The organism is Zobellia russellii, assembly GCF_018728565.1.
Lineage (GTDB): Bacteria > Bacteroidota > Bacteroidia > Flavobacteriales > Flavobacteriaceae > Zobellia > Zobellia russellii.
On sequence record NZ_JACSOI010000009.1, the window covers coordinates 103,978 to 117,413 of the forward strand.

The following is a 13,436-nucleotide window of genomic DNA, read 5'->3' on the forward strand; positions in this document are numbered from 1 at the left end:
CACCTTTTTGAAGTGCTCTAAACTTGTTATTCTTTTTTTGATATTCGGTTTTACACTTTACACGAGTGCACAGACCGCTACACTTACCGGCCTTGTTATGAACAGTGCCAACGAGCCTTTAAAAGAAGTGAACATTACCTCTGGCACAATTGGCACCTCTTCCGATACAAATGGATTTTACACCCTTCAGGTTCCCGCAGATAGGGTCATTACCATTACCTTTTCTCATTTAGGCCATAAAAACGCCGTGCTAAAAAACTTGGTTCTGAACACAAACGAAATTTTTGAGTTCAATCCGGTTTTAAGTACAGATGCCATTCAAATTACTGGAGTTACCGTTAGCCCTACGGGAAAAAAAACAGTGGAAGGCATTACTACCGTCAGCCCTGAAATCGTTAGGAATATACCAGGTGCCAATGCAGGTGTAGAGAATATTTTAAAATTGCTACCAGGTGTCTCCTCTAGCAACGAGCTCAGTACACAATATAATGTTAGAGGCGGCAATTATGATGAAAACTTGGTATATGTAAACGAAATTGAAGTCTATCGTCCTTTTTTGGTTCGATCTGCACAACAAGAAGGAATGAGCTTTGTAAATAGTGATATGGTACAGAATGTGCGTTTTTCTTCGGGAGGGTTCCAAGCCAAATATGGAGATAAACTTTCCTCTGTTTTGGACATCACCTATAAAAAGCCTTCGGAAACCGGTGTACAGTTAGACCTTAGTTTTTTAGGAGCAAGTGCATCTATAGAAACTGTTTCCAAAACCAAAAAGCTAAGCACTATTAGCGGTATTCGTTATAGAAACAATAGCTTATTGGTCAATAGCCAAGAAACCAACACCAATTTCAACCCAACCTTTGCAGATGCCCAAACCTATACAAGCTACAAGTTCTCCAAAAAGTTTCATTTGGACTTTTTGGGAACTATTTCCATAAACGATTACCAGAACGAACCTCTAAACAGGCAAACTAATTTTGGGACTATAAACGAACCAAAAACTTTGATAGTCTATTATCAAGGTGAAGAAAACAATCGCTACAATACCGTCTTAGGAGCGCTAAAAGGTAATTATTACCTGAATGACAATACGGTCTTGAAGCTCATTGCATCCCTTTACCACACTACCGAAGAAGAATATTCAGATGTAATTGCCCAATACACCCTTGGGAATATAGACAATGACCTTTCCGGAAATTCATTAGGTAATGCCACTAACTTACGCGGAATAGGTACCCAATTTAACCGCGCCAGAAATGAATTGGATGCCCTAATTTTCAATCTCTCCCATAAGGGAAGACATACCAAAGAAAACAAAGTATTGGAATGGGGCGCAAAATATACACACGAAGACATTCGCGACCAATTACGCGAGTCGGAATTTATTGATTCTGTTGGTTTTTTTGTTCGGCCACCCTTAACTGAATTCAGCAATAATCAGCCCGAAGAACCTTTTGATTCACCGCTTGTTGCCTATGACGAAGTAAACGCAAGAAATTTTGTAAAGACCGATAGATTTTCAGGTTACATACAATTCAGCAACCGCATGAACGTGGGAGTACATGATTTTTATTACAATCTTGGGCTACGTGCCCATTATTGGTCCATTAACGACAAAAACAGCAAATCCGTATCGCAGGCGGTTATAAGCCCTCGCGGACAACTTTCCTTTAAACCCAATTGGAAAAGCGATATGGTTTTTCGTCTTTCCGGCGGCCTCTACCATCAACCTCCGTTTTATAGGGAACTAAGAGACCAAAACGGAACGGTAAACCCCAATATAAAGGCTCAAGAATCCATTCATTTTGTTTTTGGAAACGAATATTCATTTAACCTCTGGGAACGCCCATTTACCTTAATGAGCGAAGTCTACTATAAAAGATTGAACCATGTAAACACCTACACTTTAGAGGATGTACGTATACGCTACGTAGCCAATAACAATGCCAAAGCTTATGCACAGGGGCTTGATTTAAGGCTGAACGGAGCTTTTGTACCAGGAACGGAATCTTGGGTAAGTGTTGGATATCTAAAGACCAAAGAAAATAGCAACAACCGTGGGTACATTGCCAGACCTTCTGACCAAAGGTTAAAATTTGGTGTTCTTTTTCAAGATTACATACCTGAATTCCCCAATTTTAAAATGTATCTGAACCTAGTTTATAATACGGGAGTACCCGGCGGTTCCCCAAATTATGCCGACCCATATAATTACAATAACAGATTACCTGATTATAAACGGGCGGATTTAGGAATTTCACATATTTTTGTTGGTGGAAACAGAACCTATCCCAAAAACCACTGGCTTCACAGATTTAAAGAGCTAAGTGCAGGATTTGAGATATTTAATCTGTTCAACAATCAAAATTCAATAACAAATACGTGGGTGAGGGATGTTGATAGCAAGCAACAATTTGCCGTTCCCAATTTCATGACAAGCCGTGTGTTTAACCTTAGGCTACGCATGCGCTTTTAGAAAACTAACTAATGAAGAAGATTTTTTTTGCCGCACTCTTACTGACATCCGTTTTAGCTAACGCACAAAAGAATATTTACGAAAGTGATAAATTTGATGCCCTGAGCGACTCGCACGAAGTGTTGGCAATTATTCCTTTTTTAGCTAATCTTGAACTTAAGGACGATATTTCAAAAGAAGAATTGAACGATCTTGAACAAAAAGAAGGTTATGCGGTGCAAAACGCCCTTGAAACCTATTTTTCAAAAAGGAAAAAGAAGAAGAAATTTTCGGTAGATTTTCAAGATGTGAAAAACACCAACGCCATATTGGCCCAGAATAAAATTGACTACAATAATATTGATGTCTACACGACCAAACAGTTAAGTGAAATTCTGGGAGTAGATGGTATTATAAGTGGAAACATGGATTTAAACGTCCTTCTGTCCAAAGGGATACCTACCGAGTTCAGCTTTATGGATTACTTTTCCGGCGATGCCAATTACGGGAGAATAGGTGTAAAAATAAGTGATGGCACCAGTGGAAAACTTCTTTGGAAATACGAAAAGAAAATCAATAAAAAGTCGGGAAAGAACACAACGGACCTTATTGACCGCATGATGAAACTGGCGGCACGTAAGTTTCCTTACGACCGCGAAAAACGGAAAGACAGGAAACAAAAGTAAAACTAAAAACTCCCTTTAAAGGGAGTTTTATTTTTCTACAAACTCCTTTAATGCCTGAATGGTGTATTCCAACTCCTCTTTGGTGTTATACTTTGAAAAAGAAAACCGCACCGAAGGTTTTTTAAGATCTTCCTCCGATAAAATTTCCGTTAGAACATGGGACCCCAAATCGCTACCGGATTGGCATGCGCTTCCTTTGGAACAAGCTATTCCTTTTATATCCAAATGAAACAAGAGCATTAACGCTTTTTGCGGATCAATGGGCAAACAAACGTTCACCAATGTAAACGTGCTTTTATCCATAGTGCCAGAATGCCCGTTGAACTTGGCTCCGGGAATTTCCTTTTTCATCCTATCAATAAAATAAGACTTTAGCTCGCTAACATAAGCTGTCTCTTCTTCTAAATTATCATAGGCTTCCGTAAAGGCCATTTCCAATCCAACAATATTATGGAAAGATTCCGTTCCGGCTCTAAAACCACGTTCCTGAGACCCACCGGATATGAATGGTTTTAATCCTGAATTTCTTTTTATATAAGCAAAACCTATTCCCTTTGGACCATGAAATTTATGCGCTGCCGCAGTTAGAAAATTAGCAGGTACTTCTTTAACGTCCCAAGCATAATGCCCAATAGACTGTACTGTATCCGAGTGAAAAAGGGCCCCATGGGCATGACATAACGTACAGACCTTTGCAATATCGATCTTATTACCTATTTCGTTATTAACATGCATTAAACTCACCAACTTTTTGGAATTCTCCTGTGTTAACAACTTTTCCAAATGAGAAAGTTCAGGGTTCCCGTAAGCGTCCAAATCAACATACGCCACATTTACACCCTTTTCATTTGCCAAATCCTCAACTGTATGGAGAACGGCATGATGTTCAATTTTAGAAGTAATGATAGTCTCCACCCCTAGATCGCGTACGGCACAACGCAAAATCATATTATCCGCCTCAGTACCACCGGAAGTAAAAATAATCTCTGCCGGATGGGCGTTCATATATTTAGCTATGGTTTTTCTAGCACTCTCTACAGCAGTTTTTGCAGAACGTCCAAAACTATGCGTAGATGATGGGTTACCGTAAAAATTAGCGAGCGCATCCTGCATCTTTACAATAACATTATCACGTACTTGCGTAGTGGCCGCATTATCTAAATAAACATTTTCCATTACCAAAAAATTCAATTAAGAACCTCCAAAATTAGCGGAATTAAAGTTAATTTCTCCCTAATTCAGAATAAACTTGTCCTTTATTTCCTTTAAATTTGACACATGAAAAAAATGCTACTTTTAGGTCTATTGGCCATTTTATCTGCTTGCGACGATGGTGACCTACAAATTGAACGTGTGGATTTTGACTCCGTTGCTCTTTCCTCTTGCGGCGATGAAGACGACCCTCTGGACACTACTTTTTTCTTTAAGATTGATGGAGACGAAGCATTTTTGTTAGAATTGGAAAGCGGACTATTGCTTAACGAAAGCTCTACGGAAGGTACGCTAACCAGTACCATAGGAGGTTCTTCTAGTTTGGTTTACCGACTTTTTTCCGATGACGTTTCGTCCGATTATTTTTGCTCTACCATTCCTGTATTGGAACCTACGGTAATTAGTGAAAATACGGCAACCGCAGGAAAAATAGCCGTAAACACTAAAGTAACCGCCGTTTCTAAAGATGTAAAAACCTATTCGCACACTATTCTCATAAATGGCTTGGCCTTGACCAATGACCAAAATGAAAGTATTACGGATGCCTCTACATTAACCTATGGTACTTTTAAGACCTCCACACCTACCAGTTTTAAACTTGAGGTTCCTTTTTCCAACTATGAGTCTATAACTGATTTTTCAGAATGTGAAAGTGCTATTGTAGACGGTAGTCTTAGATTGTACAAAATCATAAATGATGAATTTGTTTCTCTTGATATTCCTTTATCGGCTTTAGCAAATGAAGTCACTATGGTAGACGAACCTAGGACCTCTACATTGGAAAATGGTGAATTTAACTATACGGTACTGGATACTATCGTAGCCGATGAAATGGTCTGTACTTCCTCTCCCCTTTCGGAAGAAATCATTAGTCATAATTTTGTTTCCTCTGGAGGAGCCATAAATGTTGAAACAGTAGCCGGGGAACCTGATGGTGCGGGAGCAATTACTTATACGCACACAATTTCCTTAGATGCCACCGTACTTGTATTAAAAGGGAATGGTGATGATGTTGCCGATGTAACACTTACCGCTCTTGACAACTTTGTTCTAGGAACCTATACTACCGTGGGGAACTAGCTATTTTGGTATATGTAGATTTCAGTGGCGCCAAGGCCGTATTTCTGATAGTCCGCATCATAATATTTTACATTATCATAGCGTCTAAAAAGGTAATAAAGCTCTTCTTTGAGCACGCCTTCGCCAACCCCATGAATAAACACTACTTTTTGAATGCGCTTGCGCATGGCAAATTCCAGTTGACGTCTTGCCGTGTCTAATTGTAAATTGAGCATTTCATGATTGCTCATACCCTTGCTAGACCTTGTTAATTGATGAATATGAAGGTCCACTTCCATTTTTGGCGCGTTGCGCTCCTTTGGCTTTAAACCTTGGGGCTTTCTTTTCTTTGGAAGTTCCTTTTGCGCCTTTACTTGGTTGATTTCGAAATTGCTAACACGTATATCTCCAGTATCTACCTTAACTAGTTCATTGGCCTCAAAATCAAGCTCAAATCCGTCATTGGTCTCTATAGTTATACTTCCGCCGGAAACCTTTGTAACCTTGCCCGAGATAACATCATCTATGGTCTCTACCTTGTCCCCTATTTGAAAAACGGCCATAATTTATTTTGTATCCACAAAAATAATGGTAATTTTCCTGATAGAATTGCTAAACGGTAAAAATGCAGTTAGCCACGTTTCTTTTGGTTCTTGAAGACTTTATGCTACCATGCTTAAACAAAAAGCTTTTTGGTATTGATTGTCCAGGTTGTGGGCTTCAGCGTTCTATTGTTCTTTTCTTTAAAGGAGATTTTGGTGCTGCCTTTGATATGTATCCGGCAATTTTCACTCTTATACCACTTGTATTGTTTTCAATTGCAAGTCAATTTACCACGTTTCGTTATGACACGTATATAAAAATGGCCCTCGGAATACTGAGCGGTACTATTATATTAGTTAACTATATTCTAAAAATGACTCACCTAACCCACTAAAAAATGGAACAACACAAACTACCCAACGCCACGCTAATTCTTGTATTTGGAATCCTTTCAATAGTTACTTGCTGTTGTTACGGTATTCTTGGTCTTATATTTGGTATAGTAGCATTGGTCTTGGCCAAAAAAGCAACTGCCGTATATTTAGAAAACCCTGAAAACTACACGGATTACGGAAATGTAAAAACCGGAAAAATACTTGCTATTATAGGTATAGTGCTAAGTGTTCTTTATTTATTGATGACTATTGGTATGATTGCTTTCTTTGGATTTGATGAAATGCAAGACCCAGAAATGATGCGTGAAAAAATGGAAGAACTTTTAGGATAAAACTATGCAACAACCCTTACCGGGAGCGAGTAACGCCCTGACCTTTGGAATTCTTTCAATTGTATTGACCCTGCTTTGTTGTGGCCCCTTTGGTGCTATTTTCAGCTTCATTGGTTTATCGCACGCTAAAACTGCGCAACGCACTTTTGACCAAAGTAATGGCGAATATACAGGTATTGAAAATGTTAAAACGGGAAAAACGCTATCCTATGTAGGCTTGGCCCTAGCAGCCGTTTACTTGTTGATCAGCATCATTTATTTTGGAGCTATAGCCGCTATACTTATTTCCGCAGCTTCTGGAGGTGATTTTTAAAACTGAAATACTATTCTAAACAAAAAAGCCTGAAACTAAGTTTCAGGCTTTTTTTTATTGTTATCTCAAGATTATCTTTCAAACTGTTTCAATGTAGTTTTAATAATCTGAACACAATCTAGTAACTGCTCTTTGTTCATTACCAATGGGGGTGCAAAACGAATAATATTACCATGAGTAGGTTTTGCCAAAAGTCCGTTTTCCTTGAGGGCCATACAAATGTCCCAAGCGGTAGAACTTTCTTCCGTATCATTAATAAGTATAGCGTTCAGGAGACCTTTACCCCTAACCCCGTTAACTATGTTGCACCCTTTAATGAACTCACTAAGTTCTGCTCTGAACAAAACACCCAATTCTTCGGCGTTTTTAGCCAATTCCTCATCTTTCACTACTTCCAAGGCAGCCATAGCTACGGCGGCAGCAATAGGATTACCTCCAAAAGTACTTCCGTGATTCCCCGGTTTAATAACGTTCATGATATTGTCATTGGCCAAAACTGCGGATACAGGGTATGCCCCACCAGAAAGTGCCTTTCCTAAAATAAGGATGTCCGGTTTTACATTTTCGTGATCTACAGCCAGCATCTTACCTGTTCTGGCAATACCGGTCTGTACCTCATCTGCAATAAACAGAACATTATGCTTCTCACAAAGCGCCTTTGCTTCACGTAAATATCCTTCGGAAGGAACATAAACCCCGGCCTCACCTTGAATTGGTTCAACAAGGAAACCTGCAACATTGTTATTTTGCTCTAAAGCATCTGCCAACGCTTTAAGGTTATTGTATTCAATCTTAATGAAACCTGCCGTGTACGGTCCAAAATTCTTACGGGCCACAGGGTCGTTAGAAAAAGAAATAATAGTAGTGGTCCTACCATGAAAATTATTTTCACAAACAATAATCTGTGCTTCGTTTTCATTCAGGCCTTTTTTCTCATATGCCCATTTACGACAAAGTTTTAAAGCGGTTTCAACTGCTTCGGCCCCAGTGTTCATAGGCAACAACTTGTCAAACTGAAATGTATCGGTCGCATATTTTTCATACTTACCTAACATATCATTATAAAATGCCCTTGAGGTAAGCGTTAAGGTCTGTGCCTGATCGGTCATGGCCTTAACAATTTTGGGGTGACAATGCCCCTGGTTTACTGCGGAGTAGGCCGAAAGAAAATCGTAATACTTTTTTCCTTCAACATCCCAAACATGTACACCTTCACCTCTGTTAAGTACAACAGGCAATGGGTGATAGTTGTGTGCTCCGTGCTTTTCTTCCAATGCAATAGCATTTTCAGATGTGATTTTTTCTAAAACTGACATGATAAAATTACTTTAAAATAAAACTTCAGTAATTCCTTCTATACCTTTATCCTTTCGAAGATTCGAAAATTCAGCGTGGGAGAGAAATCATCCTTGTAGAATTGCAAATCTATAAAATTTAGTTGTCAGTTCTAAAAGAACCTGCCAAAAAGCGACCAAATGTTTATTTAACAAGACTTTAGGCGGACCATAAATTTTTCTATTTCAGAATTAAAACAACCTCTAATATTGTGTTTCTGCACAGGTCTACAAGTATAAAATTCATATTTAACTATTTTTAATAAGCCCTATCGTAAAGAGAGTTATAATAAATGCCATGGGATGCTTACTTTTGCCGCATGCGAAGAAAGAACAGGCGACAGGTATTCGAGAACATAGAGGTTGTAGATGCCGGTGCAAAAGGAAAAACAATTGGTAAAGCTCCTGATGGGAGGGTCATATTTTTGACAAATACCGTACCTGGTGATGTAGTTGATGTACAGACTACTAAAAAAAGAAAGGCTTATTTTGAAGGTGTTGCAACGGCTTTTCACAGCTATTCAGATAAGCGTACAGAACCACAATGCCAACACTTTGGTGTTTGTGGAGGTTGCAAGTGGCAAGATATGGGGTATGAGCACCAACTCTATTACAAGCAAAAAGAAGTTGAGAATAACCTGAAGCGAATTGGACATCTTGAACTGCCGGAAACCACTCCTATTCTAGGTTCTGAGGAACAATATTTTTACCGTAACAAAATGGAGTTCTCTTTTTCGGATAGCCGCTGGCTTACCTTGGAAGAAATTCAATCTAACGAAGATATTGCGGATAAAAACGCCTTGGGTTTTCATATTCCGGGAATGTGGGACAAAATATTGGACATTAAAAAATGTCATCTTCAGCAAGATCCATCCAATGCCATTAGGTTAGAAACCCGTGATTTTGCAATTAAAAACGGACTCACATTTTTTAATCCGCGAAATCAGCATGGCCAATTGCGCACCCTTATGATACGAACAGCATCTACGGGCGAACTTATGGTTATGATACAGTTTTATGAAGATGACAAGGCTAAACGAGAGCTGCTTTTAAATCACCTAAAAGAGACATTTCCTGAGATTACTTCGCTTTTATACGTAATTAATCAAAAGCAGAACGATACTATTTACGATCAAGAAATTGTTTGCTTCTCCGGTCGCGACCATATTTTTGAAGAAATGGAAGGGTTGAAATTTAAAATCAACGCAAAATCATTTTACCAGACCAATTCGGCACAAGCGTACGAATTGTACAAACTTACCCGTGAGTTTGCAGATTTACGAGGAAACGAACTCGTATACGACCTCTATACCGGTACTGGGACCATTGCTCAGTTTGTTTCCAAAAAAGCAAAGAAAGTAGTAGGTATAGAATCCGTTCCGGAAGCAATTGCAGATGCCAAGGCCAATGCCCTGCGAAACGAAATTAGCAATGTAGACTTTTTTGTGGGCGATATGAAAAACGTCTTCAACCAAGAGTTCATAGAGGCCAATGGTACTCCGGATGTTATTATTACGGACCCTCCAAGAGATGGTATGCACAAAGATGTGGTACAACAAATCTTGAACATTGCACCTGAAAAAGTGGTTTATGTGAGTTGTAACAGCGCCACACAGGCCCGAGATTTGGCCCTGATGAAAGAGATGTACCAAGTTGTAAAAGTTCAACCGGTGGATATGTTCCCCCAAACCCATCATGTTGAAAATATTGTACTTTTGAAAAAGCTATAGCTTTATGAACAAACTCAAAATACTTTTTATAATCGCCTTGGGAATTCTCTCCTTCTCTGCCTGCGAAAAAGATGATATTTGTACGGATGCGGATACACCCCAATTGGTCATTCGCTTTTATGATGCGCTCAACCCAACAGAGTTTAAAGATGTTCAAAACCTAATTGTTTGGGGCATTTTAGATAACCAAGGTAAAGACACCATAGACAATATAGCACTAGATAGTATTGTTCTGCCCTTGCGTGTGGATGCCAGCAGCACTACGTTCGCCATGTCCAGACAGTTGAGTATTGATGATGTAAATGTGGATACATTAACCTTTAGCTATGACGTAAAAGAAATCTACGAGTCCAGAGCTTGTGGTTACATTGCCAATTTTGAGAACTTAGAGGTAACCGTACAACAAGACGATTCCGTTTGGGTCCAAACCATAGATGTTGATAATGCACTTATTGAAAACACAGCTTCCGCCCATGTTAAGATATTTCACTAGTCTCTTTTTTCTTTTGATTATTGCTACGGGATTTTCCCAAAGCGAACCTATAGACCTGAACAAAAAAGATACCACCGTTTATAAGCAACGTTATGGCCTTAGAGTTGGTGTTGATTTAAGCAGACTTGTGGTCTCCTTTTTTGAGGACAATTACACAGGGTTGGAACTAGTGGGAGATTATAGGCTTACCCAAAACCTATATCTGGCCGCCGAACTGGGCAACGAGAAAAAAATTATTGGCACACCCTTAGGTCCTGATGTTGACATAGAAAGTGGGGATTTATATACCTTTACAACGTCTGGCAGTTATATTAAAGCCGGTATAGATTATAATACGTACGGCAACTGGTACGGTGAACAAAACATGATATATATTGGTGGCCGTTTTGCGTTTAGCACGTTTAGCCAAGAACTGGACGCTTATAAGATTTTTGATACCAACCGCTATTGGCACCCTGAGGATTTTGCTGCAGCAACCGATGCCCTTGGTAAATACGAAGGCCGAAATAAATCCTGGTTGGAATTTGTTGCAGGGGTTAAGGCCGAAGTTTTAAGAAATCTCTATTTTGGTGCTAGTGCCCGCTTAGGCATCTTAATAACCAATAAACGCCCTGAAAACGAACTTGACGACCTATTTATTCCTGGCTTTAACAAAGTTACCGATGGCAGTCGATTTGGTGTAGGCTACAATTTTTCCCTCAGTTATCTCATTCCGCTTTACAAAAAGAAAAACGAGCCTAAAAAAGCAGAAACCCAACCCCAGCCCGAACCAAAACCTAACGGAAAAGACAGGCCTAAAAAGCAATAAGCAAATAGCTTTAAAATAGAGTTAGACAACTACTCTTTGTCTTTATTCATGTACTTAGCTTTTTTACTGCCTTCGTACATTACATACTTTACCAAGCGAGATTCCAAATGACTGTTGAATACCTTTATTTTTCGCGACGGTCTTAAGCCTACATACTTAAGTGCCTCCATATTGGAAGTAATAAACCAAGCATCCGTACCTGGGTACTTTTGCTTTAAAGTATCGCCAATGGATGCATAAAAATCCTCCATATCCAAATTCAATCGTTCTCCATAAGGCGGATTAAAAACCATGTGTAGCTTGCCATCGGTAAACTTTTCGGTATCAAAAAAGTTCTTTCGCTCAATGGATATATATTCGGAGAGGTTAGCATTCTCAACATTGTCAGTTGCCTTGCGAACCGCAGAAGGGGCTTTGTCATACCCTATTATTCTATGATGGAATTCACGAACCTTGTTAAGACTTACATCTACAATCTTATCAAACAAATCTTGGTCGAAATCATGCCATTTTTCAAAAGCAAATTCCTTTCTATTGATATTTACCGGAATGTTACAAGCAATCATGGCCGCTTCGGTAAGCATGGTACCACTACCACACATGGGGTCAAGAAAATCGCACTGACCGTCCCATCCGCTCATAAGCAAAAGGCCTGCTGCCAATACCTCATTGATTGGAGCTATATTGGTAGCCGTACGATAGCCCCTTTGGTGCAAGGACCTGCCTGAACTATCTAAGGACACATTACAATGATCATTATGAATATGTATATTGATGCGAACATCCGGAAACTTTACATCTACACTAGGCCGGCTTCCATCCATATCCCTAAACTTATCTACAATGGCATCCTTAACTTTTTGGGACACATAAAGTGAATGTGTAAAATTATCCGAGTTTACCGTAGAATCTATAGCAAAGGTGGTATCTACCGAAAGATAATCCGCCCAATCCATGGCATATATCTTTTTATATAGGTCATTTTCACTACGAACCGAAAAAGAATGAATAGGTTTAATGATCTTTATAGCTGTACGCAAACACAGATTGGCCTTGTACATAAAGCCGGTATCACCTTCAAAAGCAACATTTCTTACCCCTTCTACTACATTGCCGCCACCTAGGTTACGGATTTCCTTGGCCAAAATCTCTTCAAAACCAAAGAGGGTCTTGGCGACCATTTTAAAATTTTTACTCATGTCTTATTCTAAAGTTGCCGCAAAAATACAGTATTTTAGCCGGAGAAATACGAACCCGCCCATTGCTTTCTTAAATGCCGTTCGTCCTTTCAATACCGGAAGGATAAAATTGCTTTTCTGAAACATTGAAAAAATAGGGTTCATAGCTGTAATTACCGCTAGAATTCAAGACTAAGAGCCTCTATATAAACGATTTTTCCGTTAATGAATTACGCTTTACCCATTTTTGCCGTTCTGTTGAGCTTTGCTTTTGTTTATGTTGTGAAACCTGATAACAAGAGCCATTTTAAATTACTCTTGGCCTTTAGTGGTGCTTTTCTTTTGGCTCTTACTTTATTTGAACTTTTTCCTTCTGTGTACGAACATGGAAACGCAAAAAATGTAGGCTTGTTCGTAATGCTTGGAATTTTGCTTCAAATTATTCTGGAGTTCTTTTCTAAAGGAGCGGAACATGGGCACGTTCACCTGGACAAAGAAAAGAAACTTTTCCCTTGGTTACTTTTTGGAAGTCTCTGTCTTCACTCTTTTCTGGAAGGCTTTCCCATACACCACCACAACACTATTATTTACGGTATCTTAATTCACAAGGTGCCCATAGCCATAATTTTAAGCATTTTTCTATTAAATTCTAAAATCCCGATTACCAAGGCATTTCTGTTCATTACCATTTTTTCTTTAATGACTCCTTTGGGGAGTTATATTGCGAACCACACGGATTATGCAGACACTTACTTTGCCTCAATTAATGCATTGGTCATAGGTGTGTTCCTTCATATTTCTACGGTTATACTCTTTGAAAGTTCCGAGGGGCATACCTTTAACCTCCGCAAGATAATCGCCATTATTTTTGGTATTGCAATCGCATATTTTTTATAGG

14 protein-coding genes are annotated in these 13,436 nt (G+C 39.1%); 10 read left to right on the plus strand and 4 right to left on the minus strand.

What is annotated here, in order from left to right:
- Window positions 1-7 precede the first annotated feature (7 nt).
- Window positions 8-2,476, plus strand: a complete 2,469-nt coding sequence (locus H9565_RS17735; protein ID WP_394370259.1) for a TonB-dependent receptor plug domain-containing protein — start codon at window positions 8-10, stop codon at window positions 2,474-2,476.
- Window positions 2,477-2,487: 11 nt separating this feature from the next.
- A complete protein-coding gene (locus H9565_RS17740; RefSeq protein WP_215441694.1) occupies window positions 2,488-3,141 on the plus strand; it encodes a hypothetical protein in 654 nt (217 codons plus the stop codon).
- A gap of 27 nt (window positions 3,142-3,168) precedes the next feature.
- Here H9565_RS17740 and H9565_RS17745 read toward each other — a convergent pair whose 3' ends face one another.
- A complete protein-coding gene (locus tag H9565_RS17745) occupies window positions 3,169-4,317 on the minus strand; it encodes a cysteine desulfurase family protein (RefSeq protein ID WP_215441696.1) in 1,149 nt (382 codons plus the stop codon).
- A gap of 102 nt (window positions 4,318-4,419) precedes the next feature.
- Between H9565_RS17745 and H9565_RS17750 the strand changes: the two genes are divergently transcribed.
- Window positions 4,420-5,433: a hypothetical protein gene (locus H9565_RS17750; RefSeq protein WP_215441698.1), complete on the plus strand. Its 1,014-nt coding sequence runs from the start codon at window positions 4,420-4,422 to the stop codon at window positions 5,431-5,433.
- On the opposite strand, the gene H9565_RS17755 is transcribed toward H9565_RS17750, so the two are convergent.
- The gene (locus H9565_RS17755) at window positions 5,430-5,975 is read right to left on the minus strand and encodes a Smr/MutS family protein (RefSeq protein WP_215441700.1); all 546 of its coding nucleotides are present in this window, start codon (window positions 5,973-5,975) and stop codon (window positions 5,430-5,432) included. The genes H9565_RS17750 and H9565_RS17755 overlap by 4 nt on opposite strands.
- Before the next feature lie 62 nt (window positions 5,976-6,037).
- Here H9565_RS17755 and H9565_RS17760 point away from each other — a divergent pair, with 62 nt between their 5' ends.
- The 3 genes from H9565_RS17760 to H9565_RS17770 are packed head-to-tail and all read left to right on the plus strand — an operon-like array spanning window position 6,038 to window position 6,995.
- Window positions 6,038-6,349 (plus strand): DUF2752 domain-containing protein, encoded by a 312-nt coding sequence (locus H9565_RS17760; RefSeq protein ID WP_215441702.1) that lies wholly within the window; start codon window positions 6,038-6,040, stop codon window positions 6,347-6,349.
- A 3-nt stretch (window positions 6,350-6,352) separates the two neighbouring features.
- On the plus strand, window positions 6,353-6,682 hold the full coding sequence (locus H9565_RS17765; RefSeq protein ID WP_215441704.1) for a CCC motif membrane protein: 330 nt from the start codon (window positions 6,353-6,355) through the stop codon (window positions 6,680-6,682).
- 4 nt (window positions 6,683-6,686) lie between these two features.
- Window positions 6,687-6,995, plus strand: coding sequence for a CCC motif membrane protein (locus H9565_RS17770; protein WP_215441706.1), 309 nt, complete (start codon window positions 6,687-6,689; stop codon window positions 6,993-6,995).
- A 71-nt stretch (window positions 6,996-7,066) separates the two neighbouring features.
- On the opposite strand, the gene rocD is transcribed toward H9565_RS17770, so the two are convergent.
- Complete coding sequence (gene rocD / locus H9565_RS17775; RefSeq protein ID WP_215441708.1) at window positions 7,067-8,311, minus strand: ornithine--oxo-acid transaminase; 1,245 nt, start codon at window positions 8,309-8,311, stop codon at window positions 7,067-7,069.
- 338 nt (window positions 8,312-8,649) lie between these two features.
- Between rocD and rlmD the strand changes: the two genes are divergently transcribed.
- Genes rlmD through H9565_RS17790 form a run of 3 tightly spaced genes read left to right on the plus strand, consistent with a single transcriptional unit; the run spans window position 8,650 to window position 11,360 of the window.
- A complete protein-coding gene (rlmD, locus tag H9565_RS17780; RefSeq protein ID WP_215441710.1) occupies window positions 8,650-10,059 on the plus strand; it encodes a 23S rRNA (uracil(1939)-C(5))-methyltransferase RlmD in 1,410 nt (469 codons plus the stop codon).
- Window positions 10,060-10,063: 4 nt separating this feature from the next.
- Complete coding sequence (locus H9565_RS17785; protein WP_215441712.1) at window positions 10,064-10,552, plus strand: DUF6452 family protein; 489 nt, start codon at window positions 10,064-10,066, stop codon at window positions 10,550-10,552.
- Window positions 10,533-11,360 carry a DUF6048 family protein gene (locus H9565_RS17790; RefSeq protein ID WP_215441714.1) on the plus strand — a complete coding sequence of 276 codons (828 nt, stop codon included), beginning with the start codon at window positions 10,533-10,535 and terminating at the stop codon, window positions 11,358-11,360. Before H9565_RS17785 ends, H9565_RS17790 begins: the two co-directional genes overlap by 20 nt.
- A 29-nt stretch (window positions 11,361-11,389) precedes the next feature.
- Here the strand turns inward: H9565_RS17790 and H9565_RS17795 are convergent, their stop codons facing one another.
- On the minus strand, window positions 11,390-12,559 hold the full coding sequence (locus H9565_RS17795; RefSeq protein WP_215441716.1) for a THUMP domain-containing class I SAM-dependent RNA methyltransferase: 1,170 nt from the start codon (window positions 12,557-12,559) through the stop codon (window positions 11,390-11,392).
- Between the two features lie 204 nt (window positions 12,560-12,763).
- Here H9565_RS17795 and H9565_RS17800 point away from each other — a divergent pair, with 204 nt between their 5' ends.
- The gene (locus tag H9565_RS17800) at window positions 12,764-13,435 is read left to right on the plus strand and encodes a ZIP family metal transporter (RefSeq protein WP_215441718.1); all 672 of its coding nucleotides are present in this window, start codon (window positions 12,764-12,766) and stop codon (window positions 13,433-13,435) included.
- The last annotated feature ends 1 nt before the right edge of the window (window position 13,436 follow it).

Coding starts and splice junctions, on each gene's coding strand:
- H9565_RS17740 (WP_215441694.1), top strand. CDS start 2,488: ATGAAGAAGATTTTTTTTGCCGCACTCTTACTGACATCCGTTTTAGCT.
- H9565_RS17790 (WP_215441714.1), top strand. CDS start 10,533: ATGTTAAGATATTTCACTAGTCTCTTTTTTCTTTTGATTATTGCTACG.
- H9565_RS17800 (WP_215441718.1), top strand. CDS start 12,764: ATGAATTACGCTTTACCCATTTTTGCCGTTCTGTTGAGCTTTGCTTTT.
- H9565_RS17750 (WP_215441698.1), top strand. CDS start 4,420: ATGAAAAAAATGCTACTTTTAGGTCTATTGGCCATTTTATCTGCTTGC.
- H9565_RS17760 (WP_215441702.1), top strand. CDS start 6,038: ATGCAGTTAGCCACGTTTCTTTTGGTTCTTGAAGACTTTATGCTACCA.
- rocD (WP_215441708.1), bottom strand. CDS start 8,311: ATGTCAGTTTTAGAAAAAATCACATCTGAAAATGCTATTGCATTGGAA.
- rlmD (WP_215441710.1), top strand. CDS start 8,650: ATGCGAAGAAAGAACAGGCGACAGGTATTCGAGAACATAGAGGTTGTA.
- H9565_RS17770 (WP_215441706.1), top strand. CDS start 6,687: ATGCAACAACCCTTACCGGGAGCGAGTAACGCCCTGACCTTTGGAATT.
- H9565_RS17785 (WP_215441712.1), top strand. CDS start 10,064: ATGAACAAACTCAAAATACTTTTTATAATCGCCTTGGGAATTCTCTCC.
- H9565_RS17745 (WP_215441696.1), bottom strand. CDS start 4,317: ATGGAAAATGTTTATTTAGATAATGCGGCCACTACGCAAGTACGTGAT.
- H9565_RS17755 (WP_215441700.1), bottom strand. CDS start 5,975: ATGGCCGTTTTTCAAATAGGGGACAAGGTAGAGACCATAGATGATGTT.
- H9565_RS17795 (WP_215441716.1), bottom strand. CDS start 12,559: ATGAGTAAAAATTTTAAAATGGTCGCCAAGACCCTCTTTGGTTTTGAA.
- H9565_RS17765 (WP_215441704.1), top strand. CDS start 6,353: ATGGAACAACACAAACTACCCAACGCCACGCTAATTCTTGTATTTGGA.